Raw genomic sequence first — 22,257 nt, 5'->3', positions numbered from 1 at the left:
CAGTAAGATCAATTGAAATTGTGGTTAAATCATTTTTTGCCTTTGTTTTAGTAAGAAACACGAGCCTTTTGCGATAATTTTTGGTTCAGAATGGGGAGTAGTCACAGCAGGATGTTCGTTCACTATATACTGAAATGTTTTTGTGATAACAATTTTTGTTGTATAACTCAGGTGGCAATTACTGATATTTATTATTAGCAGAATAACTACGTAAACTCATTCATACGGTGGACTATGCAAGTTTTTATTATGCGTCATGGTGAAGCAGCTTTAGATGCCATCAGCGATTCAGCCCGGCAACTCACTCCCCGCGGTTGCCATGAATCACAAGAAATGGCTTATTGGTTGGAACAGCAGGGGCCTAAGATTGATCTGGTGTTAGTGAGTCCTTATATCCGTGCTGAACAGACGTTACAGGTTGTTCGCAAATCTTTGTCATTACCAGTCGGTGAAGAAGTGTTACCAGGATTAACGCCATCAGGTGATGCTGCTATGGTTAGCAGCTATCTACAGGTTCTTGCTGAACAAGGGCATGATGCTGTTTTGGTTGTCTCTCATTTACCGTTAGTCGGTTATTTGGTTGCAGAGCTATGTCCAGCAGAAATTCCGCTGATGTTTGCAACATCTGCAATTACATGTGTGGATTTAAACAACCAGACTGGTAAAGGTACTCTTGTCTGGCAGGTAAGTCCGTCACAATTGGCAGCAAAAGTTTGATAATTCAGCGATGTATAGGCTCATCAAGTTCGACAAGTATTAATAATGCGGCGTTACCCCCCCATTCCTTTGGTGCTTGATGGAAGGCCATAATATCTGGGTGTTGGGCTAGCCATAGTGGAGTTTGTTGCTTGAGAATGTGTTTTCCATGGCCGTGCATGATGCAGGCACAATAGACATGTTCCCGGCGGCAAGCAGCGATTAGTGCACCTATTTCCTGCTTGGCTTGCATTTGAGTTAACCCATGTAAATCAAGAAACAGTTCTGGCGAATAATCACCTCGGCGTAGTTTTTTCAGTTCATAATGGTTTGCATCTTCTCGTATGTAACGAGTAGGGCCTTCTGTATTGAGGTTAGGTTGGAATTCATCGGAAAAATAGTAGCTGGCATCAATTTGCTCTTGCTGTATTCGTTCAGGGGCAACATGGCTGGTTCTTTTTCTTACGGGAGGATGTAAGACAGTATCTTGGCTCATGCGTTTGATACCCGATACCGATTCTTTAAACAAGTTAATCTCTTCCTCATTCAGGGAATATTTATTTTTCATCATTGCTCAATTAATCAAACTATTTTGTGACAAGTGTACGCTATCTTTTTAACTGTTTAACCTGATTATGTCTAATAGAACCGGGCTTTGCCCGGTTTGTTGACTGAAAATGCGAACAAGACGTTGTGTTCAGGTAGTCAACGAAATGATTTGACAATTATTGTTGGTTAGAAAATAAATGTATATACAACTAATGGCCTGCTTTATCAGATACAGACGAATACAGGATTCTAACCATGGCAATAGAACTGCGTGATACTGATGTCATCTGGCGTAATGCAAGACTGGCAACAATGGACTCGACTATCAATGCAGCTTATGGATTATTAACAGAACATGATCTTCTGGTGCGTGATGACAAAATTTTAGCTATTTTGCCTGTAGCAACATTACAGACGAATCGTTGTCAGGTAATTGATGTCCAACAACGCCTGATTACCCCAGGTTTAATTGATTGTCACACTCATTTAGTTTTTGGCGGTAATCGAGCTTATGAATGGGAACAGCGTTTAAATGGTATGTCTTATGCTGAACTCAGCGCACAGGGAGGGGGTATTAATGCGACAGTTTCAGCGACTAGAACTAGTTCTCTTGAGCAACTTGGCCATTCTGCCCAGCAGCGTCTGACTGCATTTATGGCTGAAGGCGTAACCACTATTGAGGCTAAATCGGGTTATGGATTAGATCTGGAAAATGAAGAAAAATTGCTACAGGTTGCACAAAACCTAGGGAAATATAATCCGATAGAAATCAGCGCGACATTGCTCGCCGCTCATACTTGCCCACCTGAATATAAACACGATCCTAATGCTTATATGGATTTGGTTTGTGAAGTGATCTTGCCACAACTCTGGCGAAAAAAGTTGTTTGAATCGGTAGATGTTTTCTGTGAAAGCGTAGGATTTAATCTGGAACAAACCGAGCGGCTTTTTCAGGAAGCACAGCGCTGGGGCATCCCGGTAAAAGGACATGTGGAGCAATTATCCAATTTGGGAGGGAGTGAACTGGTAGCTCGTTATCACGGTCTTTCAGTTGATCATATTGAATATCTGGATCTAGCGGGAGTAGAAGCTCTTAGCCACAGTGGCACAGTTGCTGTTTTACTTCCCGGTGCTTTCTATTTTTTGCAGGAAACACAGCGCCCACCTGTCGATTTATTACGACAATTTAAGGTACCGATAGCTGTATCTACTGATTTTAATCCTGGAACCAGTCCATTTGCTTCTCTGCGTTTGGCGATGAATATGGCTTGTGTGCAATTTGGGCTGACTCCTGAAGAGGTATGGTTAGGCGTTACTCGACATGCTGCTCGCGCATTGGGTAGAGAAAATAGTCATGGACAGCTACGTGCAGGTGCTTATGCTGATTTTATTGTTTGGGATGCAGAAAATCCTGTCGATATTTTCTATGAGCTAGGTCGTAACCTATTGAATACTAGGGTATTTCGTGGCGCTATTACTCATTCTAATATTAATATATAGCAGATAAGGAGCAGTAAATGAATTTATGGCATGCTACTTCGCCTACTATTTGGCAAGGGCGAAATGATTTGGCAGAAGCAGATAATGCACTGCGGATTTTTCAAACGATCAAACAATCCCCTTATTTTACACCGGAAGAATTTTCTCACCATATTGCACTGCTGGGGTTCGAATGTGATGAGGGTGTAAAACGCAACCAGGGGAGGCCAGGTGCTAATCAAGGTCCTGATTATTTACGGCAGTCATTGGCAAATATGGCTAGTCATAAAGGGCATGACAGATTGGTGGACTTGGGCAGTATTCGCGTTAATCTCAATCAATTGAGTGAGGCACAACAAGCCTTGGCTGATGCAGTTACTCAATGCCAACATCAGAATGTGCGCACTCTGGTACTAGGTGGTGGACATGAAACAGCTTTTGCTCATGGTGTCGGAATTTATGATGCTTTTCCACATCAACGTGTTGGTATTATTAACTTTGATGCTCATCTTGATTTACGGCGGTCATCGCAACCAACTTCCGGAACACCATTTCGTCAGCTTGCTGAATATTGTCAGCAACATCACCGACCATTTCACTATACTTGTATTGGCGCAAGTTTGGCGTCTAATACCCAAGCGTTGTTGGATGAAGCAAGTCACTTGAATGTTAAGATCATTTGGGATAATCAGTGTTGTGAAACCATGTTAGACAGAGTACAACAGCAGATACAAGATACACTTCAGCAAGTGGATTTGATTTACATGACAATCGATTTGGATGTATTACCTGCATATCAGATGCCAGCAGTCTCTGCGCCGGCAGCACTGGGGTTACCATTGGAACGCCTTCTGCAATTGATTCAGCCGATTTGTCAGAGTGGGAAATTACAGGCGGCTGATTTGGTTGAACTCAATCCAATATTTGATATTCAAGGGATGGGAGGGAAAGCGGCAGCACGTCTTGCCTGGCAATTAGTACATTGGTGGTATTGATTGCTTAAGATAACAGTACTATGGTGCTGTTATTTTTTGGCAAAGATAGCCTGATAAAATTAGTGTAATTAATCACTTAACATTTTTATAGCAACAAGGAATTTATTGTGACGACACATTTATCAGGATCATTTGCCAAACCTGTGCCTTTGTATGCCAGAGTAAAACAGTCCATTATCGAAAAAATCTATACTGGTGAATGGAAAGTTAATGATCGTGTTCCATCGGAGGCTGAGTTAGTTAAGCAGTTTAACTGTAGCCGTATGACTGCCAACCGTGCGTTGCGTGAATTGACTGCGGAAGGGCTATTAGTACGGCTACAAGGGGTGGGATCGTTTGTTGCTGAGCCGAAAGGGCAATCCGCATTATTCGAAATTCACAGTATTGCTGATGAGATCTCAGCCCGTTCTCATCAGCATCGCTGCAAAATATTAAAGTTATCAGAGTTGCACGCTAACGTAAAACAGGCCGCTGAATTGGATATTATCGTTGGTATGCCGATTTACCAGTCAGTTATTGTCCATTATGAAAACGACGTTCCTGTTCAGATAGAAGATCGTTATGTTAATGCCCAGGCAGCTCCTGGCTATTTGCAACAGGATTTTACGAAGCTTACGCCACACGATTATTTGTCAATGATTGCACCGTTAACGGAAGGTGAGCATATTGTGGAGGCTATTGCTGGCGATCCCCGATCCTGTAAATTGTTGCAAATTGAGTCAGGTGCTCCCTGTTTATTAATTAGTCGACGAACTTGGTCAACTCACTACACAGTTTCCAGTGCTGGGCTGCTATTTCCCGGAAATCGCTACAAATTGAAAGGACGTTTCAGTTCATAGCTAAACAGTGTCTTAGTAAGAAGTGCTATAAAGCCCTTTCCTAATAGAGATTGCTGTTAAAGATGCGTGTTCAACTGCAAATTTGGACCTTTTATAACATATCAATACAGTGACTGATGCCCTTTTATTTACTCCGGGTATCAGTTTGTTACCGCTCAGAACTTGCCTGTATTACTGGTGACAAATCAGGTAAAGCCTTTCCTTCCTTAAATTATATTTTTGTAAAATTAATGTAAATAATTTGTGATTATAAACACAAAAATAAGAAAAATATTACTCCTTGATAATCAGAAAGAAATAATATTAACAAATTGATTTATAAGAAAATAATAACAATAAACCTATAAATATATCATTTTAGCTAACAGTTTGGTCTATTGAATATACATGTATATACAACTATACATTTAACAAATATACAAAGACAAACAAGGAGCCAAACCGTGACTGCCCAGAAGAGTAAATTTCGTGATATTGATATCCGGGCACCCAGAGGAACGCAATTAACCGCTAAAAGCTGGTTAACTGAAGCTCCTCTGCGCATGTTAATGAATAATCTTGATCCGGAAGTGGCTGAAGATTCGCATGGGCTGGTGGTGTATGGCGGTATTGGTCGAGCTGCCAGAAACTGGGAATGCTATGACAAGATTGTTGAAACGTTGAAGAAACTGGAAGACGACGAAACGCTGTTAATTCAGTCGGGTAAACCGGTTGGGGTGTTTAAAACCCACAAGAATGCCCCTCGGGTACTGATTGCAAACTCAAATCTGGTACCGCATTGGGCTACTTGGGAACACTTCAACGAGTTGGATGCTAAAGGGCTGGCTATGTACGGTCAAATGACGGCGGGTAGCTGGATCTACATTGGCAGTCAGGGAATTGTGCAGGGTACTTATGAAACGTTTGTGGAAGCTGGCCGACAGCATTATAACGGTAATTTACAAGGGCGCTGGGTGCTAACTGCGGGTTTGGGTGGTATGGGCGGGGCACAACCACTGGCTGCCACATTAGCCGGAGCATGTTCGTTGAATATTGAATGTCAACAAAGTCGGATCGATTTCCGCCTGCGCACTTGTTATGTTGATGAACAAGCGAAAGATTTGGATGATGCACTGGCCCGGATTGAAAAATATACTCAGGAAGGCAAAGCCATCTCTATCGCATTGTGCGGCAATGCTGCTGAAATCTTGCCAGAATTAGTTCGTCGGGGTGTACGTCCGGATTTGGTCACTGACCAGACAAGTTCACACGATCCTCTCAACGGCTATCTGCCTAAAAACTGGAGTTGGGAAGAATATCGTCAACGTGCTATTTCAGCACCGGCAGAAGTTATCGAAGCAGCAAAATCTTCGATGGCAGAACATGTTGAAGCGATGTTGACTTTCCAGCAATGGGGTATTCCTGTTTTTGATTACGGTAACAATATTCGCCAAATGGCATATGAGGTCGGCGTAGAAAATGCCTTCGATTTTCCTGGCTTTGTTCCTGCTTATATCCGCCCGTTATTCTGCCGTGGTATTGGCCCCTTCCGCTGGGTAGCACTTTCTGGCGATCCACAGGATATCTATAAAACTGATGCCAAAGTTAAAGAATTGCTCTCCGATGACAAACATTTGCATCGTTGGCTGGATATGGCAAGGGAACGCATTAGTTTTCAGGGATTACCCGCCCGTATTTGCTGGGTTGGTTTAGGGGAACGAGCCAAGCTGGGGTTAGCTTTTAATGAAATGGTACGCAGTGGCGAACTTTCTGCCCCTATTGTCATTGGGCGTGACCATCTGGATTCCGGCTCTGTTGCTAGTCCGAACCGTGAAACCGAATCTATGTGTGATGGCTCTGATGCCGTTTCTGATTGGCCGTTGTTGAATGCTTTGCTTAACACTGCTAGCGGTGCTACCTGGGTTTCTCTGCATCATGGCGGCGGTGTTGGTATGGGTTTCTCACAACATGCCGGTATGGTGATTGTTTGTGATGGAACTGATGAAGCCGCTGAGCGTATAGCACGGGTACTACACAACGATCCAGCTACCGGAGTGATGCGTCATGCCGATGCAGGTTATGAAATCGCTATCCATTGTGCTAAAGAGCAAGGATTAGATTTGCCGATGCTCAATACAAAATAAGGAATATTATGAAACAGTTAACTATTTACCCAGGCAAATTGACCCTTGATGAATTACGTCAGGTTTATCTACAACCAGTAAAAATAACACTGGATAGCCAGATTTTTCCCGCAATTGAGCGTAGCGTGGAATGCGTTAATGCTATTCTTACTGAAAATCGCACTGCTTACGGAATTAATACCGGATTCGGGTTATTAGCCAGTACACGAATTGAAAAAGATAATTTAGAAAAACTACAACGCTCGCTTGTCGTGTCTCATGCCGCAGGGATAGGTGAAGCGTTGGATGATAATATGACCCGATTGATCATGGTATTGAAAATTAACAGTCTTTCCCGTGGTTACTCTGGTATTCGTCTTGAAGTTATTCAGGCATTAATTGCGTTAGTTAATGCGGAAATTTATCCTCATATTCCCTGTAAAGGATCGGTGGGGGCCTCTGGTGATTTGGCACCGTTGGCACATATGAGCTTGTTATTACTTGGCGAAGGGCAGGCTCGTTATCAGGGAGAGTGGTTGCCAGCTAAAGAAGCTCTGGCAAAAGCTAATTTACAACCTATTACATTGGCAGCCAAAGAAGGTTTGGCATTACTCAATGGTACCCAAGTATCCACGGCTTTTGCTTTACGTGGATTATTTGAGGCAGAAGATCTGTTAGCAGCGGCAATAGTTTGCGGTTCTTTATCTGTAGAGGCGGCGTTGGGTTCTCGTAAACCATTTGATGCGCGTGTACATGCCGTTCGGGGGCAACAGGGACAGATTGATGTTGCTACATTGTATCGTTACGTATTAGAAAAAAGCAGTGAACTATCAGATTCTCATATAAATTGCCCTAAGGTTCAGGACCCTTATTCATTACGTTGTCAGCCACAGGTCATGGGAGCTTGTCTGACTCAATTGCGTCATGCTGCCGATGTTATTCTAACTGAAGCTAATGCTGTATCTGATAACCCATTGGTCTTTGCTGAACAAGGTGAAGTGATTTCTGGTGGTAACTTCCATGCTGAACCTGTTGCAATGGCGTCTGATAATTTGGCGCTGGTATTAGCAGAAATAGGGGCATTATCGGAACGGCGGATTGCGTTGTTGATGGATTCGCATATGTCACAGCTTCCACCTTTTCTGGTTGATAACGGTGGTGTGAATTCAGGTTTTATGATTGCTCAGGTGACGGCGGCGGCGCTTGCCAGTGAAAATAAAGCGTTGGCACACCCTTCTAGTGTTGACAGTTTACCTACTTCAGCCAATCAGGAAGATCATGTATCAATGGCCCCAGCTGCTGGGCGTCGTTTATGGGAGATGGCGGACAATACCAGAGGTATTCTGGCAATTGAATGGTTATCTGCCTGTCAGGGAATTGATTTTCGAAATGGTTTGAAAAGTAGCCCGGTTCTGGAAAAAGCGCGTCGCATTCTACGCGAAAAGGTAGATTATTACGATAAAGATCGTTTTTTTGCTCCAGATATTGCTGTCGCTGTACAGCTATTGTCTGAGCAACACCTTTCCTCACTACTTCCTGCTGGACAGATATTACATACTAAAAATAACAGTTAAATAAACCGATGGCCGGCTGCTGTCCGGCCCGATTGTTGCATTTATATTTCATAAAACCCAATAATAAAAGATAAGAGGGTAAATCATGCAAGCCTCATCACAACTAGAACGAGGACTTAACGCCCGTCATATTCGGTTTATGGCGTTGGGTTCTGCGATTGGTACAGGTCTTTTTTATGGTTCTGCTGAAGCAATAAAAATGGCGGGTCCGGCGGTATTGTTAGCTTATTTAGTGGGCGGTGCTGCGGTCTTTATGGTAATGCGTACTCTTGGGGAAATGGCGGTCCATAAGCCGGATGCCGGTTCTTTTGCCAGCTACGCTCATCAATACTTAGGTCCGTTATTGGGATTTATTACTGGCTGGACTTATACTTTTGAAATGATCATAGTTTGTCTGGCTGATGTGACTGCTTTCGGTATTTATATGGGATTGTGGTATCCAGAAGTGCCACGTTGGATATGGGTACTCAGCATTATTTTCATTATTGGCGCGCTGAATCTTTGTAAAGTGAAAGTATTTGGTGAAATGGAATTCTGGCTGTCGATTCTGAAGGTTGCCGCGATCAGCGCTATGATTATTGCCGGGGTTGGTATTATTTTATTTGGTTTCAGTGGCCATTTTCAGGCAACTGGAGTGCAAAATCTGTGGCAACACGGCGGATTTATGCCTAATGGATTTGGTGGCATCATCGAATCTTTGGCCGTCGTTATGTTTGCTTTCGGTGGTATTGAAATCATTGGTATTACATCTAGTGAAGCTAAAAATCCGGCGAAAATGATCCCGCAAGCGATTAACTCCATTCCATTTCGCATACTACTGTTCTATGTTCTGACTATTTTTGTATTGATGGCAATTTACCCTTGGAACAGCATCGGTCAGGAAGGCAGCCCATTTGTTGCAATATTTCAGGGACTAGGAATTAGTTCGGCGGCGAATATTCTAAATATTATCGTTATTACTGCTGCGATTTCGGCTATTAACAGTGATATTTTTGGTGCAGGTCGTATGATGTACGGTATGGCTGAGAAAGGGTTAGCGCATAAAAAATTTATGAATCTAAGCCGTAACGGCGTGCCTTGGGTGACTATTATGATTATGACGCTAGCGCTGCTGTGTGCTGTTGTTCTCAATTACTTGCTCCCTGAACAGATATTCGTAATCATTGCTTCGATTGCCACTTTTGCTACGGTGTGGGTCTGGTTAATGATTTTACTTTCTCAATTTGCTATGCGTAGAAAGATGTCACCGGAAGAAGCCCGAAAATTACAATTTCCAGTACCGATGTGGCCTGTTGCACCGATACTGACTATCGTGTTTATGATATTTATTATTGCTATTCTCAGTTATTTTCCGGATACACGAATTGCATTCTATGTGGGAGGAATATGGATCTTGCTGTTGACATCTGCCTATTATTTATTCATACGAAATAATGTAATTATTATTGGTGCTCAATCTGTCAGGGAAATGCAGTAATTAAATATGTGGAAAAATCGTCTTGTTGCCGGCTGAATAAGACGGTTTCCACAGAGCATGAATTAAGAATCTGAAATAAATTACTTGTGCTCTTTATTATTGCAATTTCTCAATCTATCGACCGTTGAACATTATCGCTTAAAATTCTCTATCATTAGCCTGACATGAAAGCTGATTTGTCTTTGTGATCGTGGCAAACTAACGGGTCAATGAGTTTACAGGGCTGGAGGGGCTTTTGGACAAGATTTTTATCGATGAGGCAGTGGCTGAATTATATACCATTAAGGATATGTTGCGCTGGTCTGTCAGCCGGTTTAATGCGGCAAATATTTATTACGGACACGGTACAGATAATCCATGGGATGAAGCACTGCAACTGGTTCTGCCATCGCTGTTTCTGCCGCTGGATATTCCACAGGAAATGCTGACAGCACGATTAACATCAACTGAACGTCATCGTATTGTCGAACGGGTTCTTCGCCGTATTAATGAACGTATTCCCGTTGCTTATTTGACTAATCGGGCATGGTTTTGTGGCCATGAATTTTATGTTGATGAGCGGGTTCTGGTGCCGCGTTCACCGATTGGTGAATTGATAAATAATGAGTTTGCTGGATTGATCCCTGACAAACCAGCAAATATTCTTGATCTCTGTACCGGTAGCGGTTGTATTGCGATTGCTTGTGCATATGCTTTCCCGGAAGCGGAAGTTGATGCAGTGGACATTTCAGCAGATGTGCTGGTGGTAACTGAACAGAATATTCAGAATCACAACCTTGAACACCGGGTAATTCCTATCCGTTCTGATCTATTCCGCGATATGCCGCCTGTTAAATATGATCTTATCGTCACCAATCCGCCTTATGTTGATGCTGAGGATATGAGCGATTTACCGGAGGAGTTCCGTTGTGAGCCTGAGTTAGGGCTGGCCGCAGGTTCCGATGGTTTGAAACTAGCTCGCCGTATTCTGGCAACAGCCCCAGATTTTCTGACAGAACAGGGGATACTGATTTGTGAAGTTGGCAACAGTATGGTGCATTTGATTGAACAATATCCTGATGTGCCATTTACTTGGTTGGAATTTGAATATGGTGGTGACGGCGTATTTATGTTGACGCGTCAACAGCTTATTGAACATCATGAGCATTTTCGTTTATTCAAAGATTGATCATTGAATAAGCTGTAGCTGTTGTAATAATGCAAAACGGCAGAGTTAAATAAAAGAACGATTAACAAGAAGGAATTGGCATGGCTGGAAATAGTATCGGGCAATTTTTCCGGGTCACCACTTTTGGCGAATCTCACGGTTTGGCATTGGGATGTATTGTTGATGGTGTGCCACCGGGTATTGCAATCACAGAAGCCGATTTGCAAGTTGATTTAGACAGGCGTCGCCCGGGAACTTCCCGCTATACAACGCAGCGCCGTGAGCCGGATCAGGTTCGTATTCTTTCGGGCGTATTTGAAGGGGTAACTACTGGCACTAGTATTGGTTTACTCATTGAAAATACGGATCAGCGTTCTCAGGATTACAGTGCTATCAAAGATGTGTTTCGTCCGGGGCATGCCGATTACACTTATGAACAAAAATATGGTATCCGCGACTATCGCGGTGGTGGTCGTTCTTCTGCCCGTGAAACGGCAATGCGTGTTGCTGCCGGTGCGATAGCGAAAAAATATCTACTGGATAAATATGGTATTCGTGTCCGTGCCTACCTGAGTCAAATGGGAAATATCCATTGCGAATTGAAGGATTGGGAGCTGGTGGAACAAAACCCATTCTTCAGCCCTGATGAAGCCAAACTTGAACAACTTGATGCCCTGATGCGTGAATTGAAAAAAGCCGGTGATTCCATTGGTGCGAAAGTGACGATTGTTGCAGAAAATGTTCCAGTTGGATTGGGGGAGCCTGTTTTCGACCGTCTTGATGCTGATATTGCTCATGCGCTGATGAGTATTAACGCAGTAAAAGGTGTTGAAATTGGTGATGGTTTTGGCGTTATCAATTTACGTGGCAGCGAAAACAGGGATGAAATTACAGCTCAGGGGTTCACCAGTAATCATGCGGGTGGCATTCTTGGCGGGATCAGCAGTAGCCAGCCAATTGTTGCTCGTATTGCGCTAAAGCCAACATCCAGCATCATGGTACCGGGCAAAACGATTAATCGTCAGGGTGAAGAGGTGGAAATGGTGACTCGTGGTCGCCATGATCCTTGTGTTGGTATCCGAGCAGTCCCGATTGCAGAAGCAATGATGGCTATTGTCCTGATGGATCATTTATTACGCCAGAGAGCACAGTGTGCTGATGTCGAATCCAGACTTTCTGGTTGGTGAGCGGAGGATGAAGCTAGCCTTGAAAATCCCGGATGTTGAAATGGGTAGCTTAATGCTGATAAGCAATTTCTCTTGATGGGATAAAGTATGGATTGGTTATTATCAGGGGCAGAAGTTTATGTTCTGCTCTTTCTGGTTGCGGTGATTGCTGGATTTATTGACTCGATTTCTGGTGGTGGTGGTTTGTTAACCATTCCTGCATTGCTATCAGTGGGCGTTTCTCCGGTGCAGGCGTTGGCGACAAACAAGTTGCAGGCCGTGGGAGGTTCTTTCTCTGCGAGTCTCTATTTTGTCCGTTATGGTGCGGTTGATCTCAAATCTCAGCGCTTTGCCATACTGATGACACTGTTTGGTTCAATGGCTGGTGCGATTATTGTCCAGTTTATGAAACCAGATTTCCTCAGTCAGCTATTACCGGTTATGGTCATTATTATTGGTTTGTATTTTCTTTTGACTCCGGCAATTGGCAGGGAAGATCGCCATCGTCGTTTAACTCCAGTGGCATTTGCTTGTCTTGCCGGGGGTGGACTGGGTTTATATGATGGTATATTTGGTCCCGGCGTTGGTTCATTTTATGCGTTAGTTTACGTTACCCTATGTGGTTATAACCTGGCGAAATCTACAGCTCATGCTAAGGTATTGAACTTTGCTTCTAACATGGGGTCACTGATACTTTTTATCCTTGGTGGTCAGGTTTTATGGGGATTGGGGTTTGTGATGTTGGCAGGGCAGGTGATTGGTGCACGATTGGGGGCAAGTTTGGTTTTGACTCATGGGCAAAAACTTATTCGCCCTATGATTGTCATTATCTCATTTTTGATGAGCATTAAATTACTGAATGATAATCACGGCGATGCAATTCGTACTTGGCTGGCATTTTATTTCTGATTCAGGATTTTGTTTTTTAATTCATGACAACGCATAACTATCAACAACTTATTGATATTTTTAATCGCTGTTTTGGCGAAGAATACAATACGCGTCTGGTAAAGGGTGATCACGAACCTATTTACTTGCCAGCAGATGAAAAGACTCCTTATAACCAAATTGTATTTGCTCATGGCTTCTATGCCAGCGCGTTACATGAAATTGCTCATTGGTGCATTGCGGGTAAAGAGCGCCGGAAATTGGTGGATTTTGGCTACTGGTATTGCCCGGATGGTCGTGATGCACGGACTCAAAGTGAATTTGAGAAAGTAGAAATTAAACCACAAGCACTTGATTGGTTGTTTTGTACCGCAGCTGGGTTTCCGTTTAATGTTAGTTGTGACAATCTCGAAGGGGATTTTGAACCTGACAGATTGGCTTTTCAACGTAAAGTTCATGTTCAGATAATGGACTACTTAGAAGAAGGGATACCTGCGAGAGCGGAGTGCTTTATTCAAGGGCTACAATCGTTCTACAATACGCCCCCACTGAAAGCGGAACATTTTCCTTACCCGGAAGATATATTCGCAGAATAAAACTGAATTTGAGGAAAAATGATGCTCGCTGAGTTTGAAACGCGTATTTTATCGCAAATCGATGACATGGTAGATTACGCCAGTGATGATGAATTATTTGCTGGTGGTTATCTCCGCGGGCATCTCACTTTAGCAGTGGCAGAATTAGAACAGGAAGGTGCTCATACGGCTGAACAGCTTCATGATCGTGTTGAAGAAAGTATCCAAAATGCGATTAAAGCGGGAGAACTGACACCACCGGATCAGATTCTGGTTCTCAATACCTGGCGGCGTCTGTTGGACAATGCTAAAACTCAATAATTTTATTGAGGGGCAGAAAACGAACTGTGCTACCAAAATTCATAGGAATATCTAACGCTTGGCAGTGCAGTTCGTCAGAATTAGAGACTCAATAGCGATTTTTATTCTTTCTATGTTTTGCTTTTCGTTGCTTTTATCTCGCTTGATGGTGGCCATTGTTGTGAGGTGTGTAGTACCCGTAGGATAACTATCGTGTGGGTTGTTTCGGCGTACACTACTACATAGTTGGATTGAACAACCATTTCCCGCGTACCGGGAATGCGGCCTAGTCGGTAAAGTTGCGGGCGCTCTGGTAGTGTTGCCACCTTATTCTCTATTGCGTTTTTTAACTGTTGAGCTGCATGGGGATTATCGTCAGATATGTAATCAATAATTGTCAACAAGTCAGCTCTGGCTGTTTCCCTCCATTCAAGAGTTAGCACGAAGTTTCCTTTCAATTAATTCTTGGGCTTCATCCATTACTTGCTGATGTGGGACAGGTTGGCGCGTATCGTCGAGTGCTTCTTGCACTTTAGCGAAAAACCAAGCATCGTAAGTTTCCGTATCAGCGGTGAAACCAGCGGGTAACGCACCATCTCTGGCAACACGGGTTAGCAGGATGCGTACAGCATCCGATACGGTTAGACCTAAATTAGCGAGTGTTTTTGTTGCATCGGCTTTGAGTTTATCGTCTACACGAACGTGCAGCATTGATGTTTGAGCTGCCATATTTTTATCCTCCGCTTATCAAATTTCATTATGTATCTCATTTGAGAGCTATGTGCAAGAGTTAGGATATATTAAATTACATTACCAAAATTCATAGGAATATCTAACGTTTGGCAGTGCAGTTCCTTAATGGCTTTTCAGTTTTCACTTTACGGCCTTTCAGCAGCTTTCTGATCCAAAAGCGGTTTGGATGAAGGGCTGCAAGTGTTTCATTGTCCAGTGGTAATGGTTCATCAAAAATTTGCCCTGCAAGAATTTCTGCACTTAATGGCGCTGAACATAAACCGCGGGAACCTAATGCCCCAATAATAAAGAGATTGGAATAACTGGGAGCGTTTGTGATTGGTTTTCCAGTGCGGATTTGTTCTGGTAGATCTTGGTAATCTGCCATTATTTCATTGAAATCCGGTACATTTCCCACCATTGGCATATGGTCGCGAATAACGCAGCGAATACCTTGACGAGATTTTCCAGCGGAAACATCAACCTGATTTACCCATCCGACATTAGGTAAACATTTCAGCAGTCGATCATGGTTCTCCTGTTGTTCCGTTTCTGAATATTTGTTATCAAGCTGATGACGTTGATAACTGGCACCGATACAGTGGTGCTGGTTGGCTGGATTAACTGGTGTCATATAGCCATCATAGCAGAGCACATTTTTCAATTTACTCAGTTCTGTCGTTGTCGGAATATGGCTAACCTGACCACGTACAGCAGTCACGGGCAATTTCTGAGTTTGTTCAAACTGAGGTAGATGATAACCATTGGCGATAACTACCGTTTTATGATGCCGGTTTAAGGATTGTCCTTGATGCATCAGATACAGTTGCCAACTGTCTTTGTTGTGGGCAAGAGCGGTAACTTCATGATTGAAAAAACAGATCATCCCCTGTTGTTGTGCTAATTCTGTTGCAGCTCTGGTCAATTCAGTTGGAGATAGCCATCCGCCTTGTGGATAGTGAATACCATGATGATTAATATCCAGCCCACATTTCTCACTCAACTGGTGACGATTCATTCCAATGGCTATTTCATCGGGCCATTCTGTTGCCAGAATTTTCTCAATTTTCTTGCTACTTTTTTCATCATAAGCAAGCTGGCTGACACCACACCATTGATGGTCAAAATTGATATCCTGTGCTGATAGCAGTTCATACTGGCGGCGAGCAAAAGTAAATGCAGAAGTAAAGAATTTTTCGAGTGCGTTATTACTGCCGTTCAGTAATGGGTAAAGTGCTCCTTGACGATTACCGGATGCACCTTGTGCTGGAGATTCATCCTTACAATAAAGCGTAACACATGCTCCACGACGCAGTAAGGCAAGAGCGGTGAGAATACTGGCAATGCCTCCGCCGATAATAGCGATATCATCTGTACCACTTGTTGCGGGTGGACGGGCAAACCATGGTGCAGGCAATGATTGACATTTTGGGGTTGCTAGGGTTCCAGTCAACATTTCCCTTTTGCGGCCAAATCCTTTGATTTTACTGACATCAAAACCAGCTTGTAGTAAACCACGACGGACAACGCCAGCAGAGGTAAAGGTTGCAAAAGTTCCTGTTGGGCGGGCAAATTGCGCCATAGCCGCAAATAGCTGTTCGCTCCACATTTGTGGATTTTTGGCTGGCGCAAAACCGTCTAAAAACCAGGCGTCTATCTTCCCGTAAAGGCTGGAATCCATGGTTGGTAATAGATCATTAACATCACCAAACCATAAATCCAGTGTGACTGTCCCATTTGCCATAATCAATCGGTGGCAGCCTGCTAGTGGCTGAGGCCATTGTCGGCAGAGTTGTTGAGAAAAAATGTTAAGTTCAGGCCAACGTTGATGAGCTACCCGTAAGTCACTGGTTTGCAGTGGGTATTTTTCAAAACTGATAAAATGCAGGCGTTGTAGTGGAGCGTCAGGATGTTGTTGTCGAAATGCATCAAATGATTTCCAGAGCGTCAGAAAATTCAATCCTGTCCCGAAGCCGGTTTCCGCTATTACACAGTTAGAACGAGGATGAGTACTGAATCGTTGGGGAAATTGGTTGCCATTAAGAAATACATAACGGGTTTCCTCCAGCCCATCCTGATTTGAAAAGTAAACGTCATCGAATTGTGTTGAAATCGGGGTACCTTGATCATTCCAGCTTAGGGTAGCGGTACAAATGGCAGAATTTTTCACGGCAATGCCTACAATGTTACTGATAATAGCGCGATTTTAGCGAGGTTAAGCTTGATGTACCACCTGGCAGAAAATAAAGATTGGAAATACGGTGACTTGGTTAGCAGCCAGCACCTGTGTTTGGATAAGTGCTGACTATTATCGGGTATCATACTAATAAACTTGTTGTTTAATTCTTGGCTAGATGATAGGCGGCCAAACTTAAAAGCCCGCCGGCAATGCCTTCAACCCAGCGACGGCGGTGGTCACTAAACGAGCCTTTTTGCCCCATGCCGGCTATAACGATACCGATTAATCCATAAACTAGAGCGCAGGTGCTGATGAAAATGGCTGAAAGAATTATGGATTGGAGTGTATGGTTGCCATCAGCGATGATGAAGTTTGGCAGGATAACAAAGTAGACCAATAATCCTTTAGGATTCAGGAAACTGGTTAAGAAGCCTTTGGTCAGTAAGGTCTTAGCAGGTGAGGGCGAGAAAGTGATTTTGTTGGGGCGCATTGCTGAATGAAACATCTGGATCGCTAAATAGGTTAGGTAGACAACTCCGATCCAGCGCATCGCCTCGAACAGAATTGGTGAAGTTGCAACAATAGCGGTAACACCCAAAGCACCAAGAATGCCATGCAGACAATAGCCGGAGATGACCCCTGCATTGGCACGTAGAGCGGCTCTTTTTCCTGCTGATAGACCTTGAGATGCCACGAACATAATATCGGGTCCGGGAGTACAAATTAACGGCAATACAGTGGCGGCGAAGACTAAAATATTTTCTAATTGCATGATTTTTCCTCCATAAATGTTTAATAAGAACGTCTGAATTACTGGATTAGTAACAAGTAAGTTGGGTAAGTTAGACGTTATAATCAATCTATAGAAAGATAAGAATTGGTATTTTAAGCTAATTTTGGTGAAATTTTGTGTCTAATTTTTCAATTTTACTGGTAATATTGAAACTCATATGATTAATTTTCATTTTTAGTGAAATTGAGTGCCAATGAAATTAGATAATATTGATAGACGTATCCTTCGTGCTTTACAACGTGACGGCCGGCTCCAGAATGTCGAATTAGCTAAAGAAGTTGGTTTATCGCCATCGCCTTGTTTGCGGCGTGTACGGTTATTGGAAGAGGCGGGAATCATTAAACGCTATGTTGCAGTACTTGATGGTTCGAAGATCGGAGCTGGTCTTTCATTGTTTGCTCGGATTTGGCTTAAGGCCCAGGATGCAGAGACGATTCAGCGTTTCACTGATGCTATCCGAGAAATGCCTGAAATTGTGGAATGCCACTTAATGGCGGGAGAATGTGATGCGCTTCTGAGAATCGTTACCGAGGATCTCCATTCTTACCGTCGTTTCCATGCTGAACACCTAACTCGGATCGACAGTATTCAAAGCGTGAAAACAGAAGTACCGATGGAAACTGCTAAGCTGACGCATATGTTGCCAATATGAGTTGCAAATCTATTCCTCTATTCCTATGCAGAACAGGCATTGATAAAGGATATATACCCTATGGATTTCAAGATGAATCGCGACGGCCAGGGAGCGAATCCCCGGGAGCATAGCTAACTATGTGACCGGGGTGAGTGAGTGCAGCCAACAAAGAGGCAACTTGAAAGATGACGGGTATAGTTATCTGGGCGATATTCACTGTGATGAGGGGAATTCTTCGGGGAAAGATATAATCTTTTATTTAATAAATTATTTATTGTCTACTTTTATAAACTAATAAACTAATAAACTAATAAACTAATAAACTAATAAACTAATAAACTAATAAACTAATAAACTAATAAACTAATAAACTAATAAACTAATAAACTAATAAACTAATAAACTAATAAACTGGTGTTATTTTTATCTGATAAAAATATGAGTAACTTTCTCTCAGAATTTTCTCCTGAGATATTTAATCTAAGTTCCACTTAATAGTCAGCATTTGAATGCTGTTAGAAAATAAATAAAGGTTCACATCATATATTGCATTTAATCATTAACAAGTTTCCTTAGTAATAGTAACGGAGAAATTTAACCTGATTAAATAAAAACCCTATTAATGAAGTAAGATTTATATCTATAAAGAAATATGAAGTTCACACAATTTTTTAAATTCTTTTGATAGTTTTTTCGTCAAATGTGAAGAAATTGTATCAATAATTAACATTACCTTAAATATAGCTGCTTTTTCGTCACCACCATTGTGTTTGACTTCTTTAATATAAAATGAGCATAACTCGCAAAATTCAGCCACTCTTTTTTCAAGAATATTTGAGTCTCTATCAATAAAGTCATAATAACGGTAATTATTAGCTTGCTTTAAGTTATCTGAATTTTGCATGGGGGCTTGTGGAAGTGCTTTTTCTGAGCTTGATCCAGAAACATCCTTATTATATTTTTTGCATATGAACTCTAATAACCGCTGATTTCTGCTGGATATAATCATAATTAGACCATAAAGTGTGATGAATGCTCCAATTAATATATGATTCTGTTGTGATGTAACGTTTGTATCCATATTAAAAGCCACTAATATCCATATGATACCAATGATGAATAGAAAATAACCGATTACTCTCATTATTAATCCTCATTAAAATTAGCAGGTGGAATTACTCTAATTTAGCTAAGTCTTACAATGAATCTACTATTTGTATATTACATGACATAATTACCATCATTTTGCATATAAGTGATCGCTTTATCTACCGGATAAAGTCAGAAAATTTTTTACTTCAAAACATATACCACTTGATTTTGGGTAATTCGTGTAATTATGTCAATACAAAAATAAAAGATCTGGCGGCTTTTTTCATAAAGACTTTGTTCATGGTTATAGTTGTTCTTAAGCTTATTTTTGAATTAGAAAAATGTATAAAAATAACAGGTACAGCAGTAGCGAGTACCTTCATTGTTATCTGTAAGCCGGTTTTTTCTTTTTTAAAGATAGTGTTATTAACAATAAAGTGAAGAACAGAACAATAAGCAGTAACATGGTTTTGTTAAGTAGATATAAAGTACCTATCTTTAATTAAATCAACTTACCGATTACTATTCATATGTTTGATAAATTTATAGATGTTAAATTGATATTATTATATTTTCCCCAGTATTTGATAAAAATTACCAGCATTTATTGTTTACCAGAATGATTTCTACCTGAAATTTATTTTTATCTATTGCTGTTTGAATATGTTCAATGCAAGTTAGTGGTGGTTTTGACCAAAAAATACATTGGAATTTTTGGATAGATGAACTTTTCTTCGCAATTTTATCCTGATCGGACTTGTTCGGCGTACAAGTGTACGCTAAAGTGCCACTATAAAAATTCCGCAGATAGCAGATGAACATTTTAACGAGGTGAGGTATTTAATGAAGCGTGCAGTGATCACTGGCTTAGGCATTGTCTCCAGCATTGGTAATAACCAGAAAGAAGTACTAACATCTCTGAAAGAAGGTCGCTCTGGGATAACTTTTTCAGAGGAATTTAAAGAGATAGGAATGAGAAGTCACGTCTGGGGTAATGTAAAACTGGATACTGCGGGGTTAATTGACCGCAAAATTCAGCGTTTCATGAGTGATGCTTCTGTTTATGCTTATCTGGCGATGGATGAAGCAGTTAAAGATTCTGGTCTGACTGATGGACAGGTTTCCAATATTCGCAGTGGACTCGTTGTGGGATCTGGTGGTGGTTCCCCGTATAACCAGGTTGTGGGGGCTGATGGTATGCGTGCCCGTGGATTGCGGGGTGTGGGACCTTATATGGTGACCCGTTCAATGGCTTCCGGTGTGTCAGCCTGCCTTGCAACTCCTTTTAAAATCAAAGGGGTAAACTACTCTATCAGTTCTGCATGTTCTACTTCAGCTCATTGTATTGGTCACGCAGTTGAGCTTATTCAGTTAGGGAAGCAGGATATTGTTTTTGCTGGTGGCGGTGAAGAACTGTGCTGGGAAATGAGTTGTGAATTTGATGCGATGGGAGCTCTTTCCACGAAATACAATGAAACTCCTGAAAAAGCCTCCCGTACTTATGATAAAAACCGTGATGGTTTTGTAATCGCTGGTGGTGGCGGTATCGTTGTTGTTGAAGAATTGGAACATGCTTTGGCACGCGGCGCACACATATACGCTGAAATTGTTGGTTATGGTGCAACATCTGATGGTGCTGATATGGTTGTTCCGTCCGGAGAAGGTGCGGTTCGTTGTATGAATATGGCACTACAGGGTGTGAAAGGACCTATTGACTATGTGAACACGCATGGTACTTCTACTCCTGCTGGTGATTTGAAAGAACTAGAAGCGATTAGGGAAGTGTTTGGTGATACGACACCAGCAATTTCTGCAACAAAAGCGATGACGGGCCACTCATTGGGTGCCGCAGGTGTACATGAAGCGATTTATACCTTATTGATGCTGGAGCATGGTTTTGTCGCACCTAGCATTAACATTGAAGATCTCGATGATAAAGCAGCGGGTATGAATATCATTACTGAACCTACTGAACAGAAGCTGAATACTGTGATGTCCAATAGTTTTGGTTTCGGTGGTACTAATGCTTCCTTGGTTATGAGCAAGTATTTGGGTTAAGCCCTTTTTATCATCAGGTTATTCAGGACAGTGCTTAGACAAAAGTGGTGGCTTGTGGTGCACTGTCCGTATCACTATTTCTGTCGTCTGATTCTAGTCATTATGTGCTTAGAAGAGATGAATTCAGAATTCATAGAATAAAGACACCTCCTATGTCGGGTGGTGAATGTCAGAAGGTTGTACCATAGTTGAGTTCAACACAAGTAAAAAAGTGTGGCGCTCTTAATGATGAAGAATTGGAAGCTGTATGATACTGCGTTTATTCTCTTATATTCTGCTATTTTTTTCCTTTAACTTATATGCTGAAAATGAATTTTGCATTCAAACAAGCGGCTATATTGAGATGAATATGCGGGATAAAATGATAAATGATTTTAACATGAATTCTCAGGATATTGATTTAAAAAGAACAAAAATTGAATTGCTTTCTGATGTTGAAGTAAATAATATTTTCGCCTCGGAACTTGCTAGAAAAGAGGTAGAAAAAGACAAATTAAGAGATAGTTCAATCAGACTTAGGTATGAAGACTATTATGAAAATTATACAGAATATAATCCGCATAATCTAATCGTAAAATTTACCTATTTTGATAAAAAAGGCAAGGTAAATGTTTTTATTGCATCGACAATCGTCAATGATATTGAATGTTCGGTATTATTTAATGGTTATTTAATCGCTAATCGAGAGTTTTAAAGCAAGAGTACAGTAATTTTTTGTTTTTATGGATTATTTTGATGGCTATTATGCTTTTGCATTAATGTCATATTTGACGCAAAATCAGAACCCAGCAGATTGGGCTTTCATTAATAGTCATCCCTTAAACAGACAACATGCTCTTAATGTTTTATCAGTAGAAAAAGCCCATAATATATTTATACCCTATGGATTTCAATATGCATCGCGACGGCAAGGGAGCGAATCCCCGGTAGCGTAGATAACTCTCTGTGACCGGGGTGAGTGAGTGCAGCCAACAAAGAGGCA

At 41.8% G+C, this 22,257-nt stretch carries 22 protein-coding genes; 16 read left to right on the top strand and 6 right to left on the bottom strand.

Going from position 1 to position 22,257, the window contains the following annotated elements; all coding sequences use genetic code 11:
* Window positions 1-234 precede the first annotated feature (234 nt).
* Window positions 235-717 (top strand): phosphohistidine phosphatase SixA, encoded by a 483-nt coding sequence (gene sixA, locus BDD30_RS04305; RefSeq protein ID WP_015833563.1) that lies wholly within the window; start codon window positions 235-237, stop codon window positions 715-717.
* 4 nt (window positions 718-721) lie between these two features.
* On the opposite strand, the gene smrB is transcribed toward sixA, so the two are convergent.
* Window positions 722-1,264, bottom strand: coding sequence for an endonuclease SmrB (gene smrB, locus BDD30_RS04300; RefSeq protein ID WP_041381697.1), 543 nt, complete (start codon window positions 1,262-1,264; stop codon window positions 722-724).
* Window positions 1,265-1,500: 236 nt separating this feature from the next.
* On the opposite strand from smrB, the gene hutI reads away from it, so the two are divergent.
* From hutI to BDD30_RS04245, 11 genes are all read left to right on the top strand, one after another.
* Window positions 1,501-2,745, top strand: a complete 1,245-nt coding sequence (gene hutI / locus BDD30_RS04295; RefSeq protein ID WP_015833565.1) for an imidazolonepropionase — start codon at window positions 1,501-1,503, stop codon at window positions 2,743-2,745.
* A gap of 17 nt (window positions 2,746-2,762) precedes the next feature.
* Window positions 2,763-3,719 carry a formimidoylglutamase gene (gene hutG / locus BDD30_RS04290; protein ID WP_015833566.1) on the top strand — a complete coding sequence of 319 codons (957 nt, stop codon included), beginning with the start codon at window positions 2,763-2,765 and terminating at the stop codon, window positions 3,717-3,719.
* A gap of 107 nt (window positions 3,720-3,826) precedes the next feature.
* A complete protein-coding gene (gene hutC / locus BDD30_RS04285; RefSeq protein WP_015833567.1) occupies window positions 3,827-4,558 on the top strand; it encodes a histidine utilization transcriptional repressor HutC in 732 nt (243 codons plus the stop codon).
* A gap of 443 nt (window positions 4,559-5,001) precedes the next feature.
* A complete protein-coding gene (gene hutU / locus BDD30_RS04280; protein ID WP_015833568.1) occupies window positions 5,002-6,681 on the top strand; it encodes a urocanate hydratase in 1,680 nt (559 codons plus the stop codon).
* 8 nt (window positions 6,682-6,689) lie between these two features.
* Entirely contained in the window at window positions 6,690-8,234 is a 1,545-nt protein-coding gene (hutH, locus tag BDD30_RS04275) for a histidine ammonia-lyase (protein ID WP_015833569.1), read from the top strand.
* 85 nt (window positions 8,235-8,319) lie between these two features.
* Window positions 8,320-9,711, top strand: a complete 1,392-nt coding sequence (locus BDD30_RS04270; RefSeq protein WP_015833570.1) for an amino acid permease — start codon at window positions 8,320-8,322, stop codon at window positions 9,709-9,711.
* A gap of 235 nt (window positions 9,712-9,946) precedes the next feature.
* Window positions 9,947-10,879, top strand: a complete 933-nt coding sequence (gene prmB, locus BDD30_RS04265; protein ID WP_015833571.1) for a 50S ribosomal protein L3 N(5)-glutamine methyltransferase — start codon at window positions 9,947-9,949, stop codon at window positions 10,877-10,879.
* A gap of 80 nt (window positions 10,880-10,959) precedes the next feature.
* On the top strand, window positions 10,960-12,045 hold the full coding sequence (gene aroC / locus BDD30_RS04260) for a chorismate synthase (RefSeq protein ID WP_015833572.1): 1,086 nt from the start codon (window positions 10,960-10,962) through the stop codon (window positions 12,043-12,045).
* A gap of 87 nt (window positions 12,046-12,132) precedes the next feature.
* A complete protein-coding gene (locus tag BDD30_RS04255; protein ID WP_015833573.1) occupies window positions 12,133-12,933 on the top strand; it encodes a sulfite exporter TauE/SafE family protein in 801 nt (266 codons plus the stop codon).
* Between the two features lie 23 nt (window positions 12,934-12,956).
* Window positions 12,957-13,508, top strand: coding sequence for an elongation factor P hydroxylase (locus tag BDD30_RS04250; RefSeq protein ID WP_015833574.1), 552 nt, complete (start codon window positions 12,957-12,959; stop codon window positions 13,506-13,508).
* Window positions 13,509-13,529: 21 nt separating this feature from the next.
* Entirely contained in the window at window positions 13,530-13,808 is a 279-nt protein-coding gene (locus BDD30_RS04245; protein WP_015833575.1) for a YfcL family protein, read from the top strand.
* A gap of 110 nt (window positions 13,809-13,918) precedes the next feature.
* Here BDD30_RS04245 and BDD30_RS04240 read toward each other — a convergent pair whose 3' ends face one another.
* From BDD30_RS04240 to BDD30_RS04225, 4 genes are all read right to left on the bottom strand, one after another.
* Window positions 13,919-14,230 carry a type II toxin-antitoxin system RelE/ParE family toxin gene (locus tag BDD30_RS04240; protein ID WP_041381701.1) on the bottom strand — a complete coding sequence of 104 codons (312 nt, stop codon included), beginning with the start codon at window positions 14,228-14,230 and terminating at the stop codon, window positions 13,919-13,921.
* Complete coding sequence (locus BDD30_RS04235) at window positions 14,217-14,516, bottom strand: type II toxin-antitoxin system RelB/DinJ family antitoxin (protein WP_015833577.1); 300 nt, start codon at window positions 14,514-14,516, stop codon at window positions 14,217-14,219. Before BDD30_RS04235 ends, BDD30_RS04240 begins: the two co-directional genes overlap by 14 nt.
* Window positions 14,517-14,619: 103 nt before the next feature.
* Entirely contained in the window at window positions 14,620-16,689 is a 2,070-nt protein-coding gene (mnmC, locus tag BDD30_RS04230) for a bifunctional tRNA (5-methylaminomethyl-2-thiouridine)(34)-methyltransferase MnmC2/FAD-dependent 5-carboxymethylaminomethyl-2-thiouridine(34) oxidoreductase MnmC1 (RefSeq protein WP_015833578.1), read from the bottom strand.
* A gap of 169 nt (window positions 16,690-16,858) precedes the next feature.
* Window positions 16,859-17,470, bottom strand: a complete 612-nt coding sequence (locus tag BDD30_RS04225) for a LysE family translocator (RefSeq protein ID WP_041381703.1) — start codon at window positions 17,468-17,470, stop codon at window positions 16,859-16,861.
* A 214-nt stretch (window positions 17,471-17,684) separates the two neighbouring features.
* Here BDD30_RS04225 and BDD30_RS04220 point away from each other — a divergent pair, with 214 nt between their 5' ends.
* Window positions 17,685-18,143, top strand: coding sequence for an Lrp/AsnC family transcriptional regulator (locus tag BDD30_RS04220; RefSeq protein ID WP_015833580.1), 459 nt, complete (start codon window positions 17,685-17,687; stop codon window positions 18,141-18,143).
* Between the two features lie 121 nt (window positions 18,144-18,264).
* The gene (locus BDD30_RS23430; RefSeq protein WP_170152941.1) at window positions 18,265-18,420 is read left to right on the top strand and encodes a hypothetical protein; all 156 of its coding nucleotides are present in this window, start codon (window positions 18,265-18,267) and stop codon (window positions 18,418-18,420) included.
* Between the two features lie 345 nt (window positions 18,421-18,765).
* Here the strand turns inward: BDD30_RS23430 and BDD30_RS04215 are convergent, their stop codons facing one another.
* Window positions 18,766-19,269, bottom strand: coding sequence for a hypothetical protein (locus BDD30_RS04215; protein WP_015833581.1), 504 nt, complete (start codon window positions 19,267-19,269; stop codon window positions 18,766-18,768).
* 791 nt (window positions 19,270-20,060) lie between these two features.
* Between BDD30_RS04215 and fabB the strand changes: the two genes are divergently transcribed.
* Both fabB and BDD30_RS04205 read left to right on the top strand, forming a co-directional pair.
* The gene (gene fabB, locus BDD30_RS04210) at window positions 20,061-21,275 is read left to right on the top strand and encodes a beta-ketoacyl-ACP synthase I (protein WP_015833583.1); all 1,215 of its coding nucleotides are present in this window, start codon (window positions 20,061-20,063) and stop codon (window positions 21,273-21,275) included.
* Window positions 21,276-21,522: 247 nt separating this feature from the next.
* A complete protein-coding gene (locus tag BDD30_RS04205; protein WP_015833584.1) occupies window positions 21,523-21,969 on the top strand; it encodes a hypothetical protein in 447 nt (148 codons plus the stop codon).
* The last annotated feature ends 288 nt before the right edge of the window (window positions 21,970-22,257 follow it).

This window comes from Photorhabdus asymbiotica, from assembly GCF_003634575.1.
Taxonomy (GTDB): Bacteria; Pseudomonadota; Gammaproteobacteria; order Enterobacterales; family Enterobacteriaceae; genus Photorhabdus; species Photorhabdus asymbiotica.
This window is presented reverse-complemented; position numbering and strand designations above follow the sequence as displayed.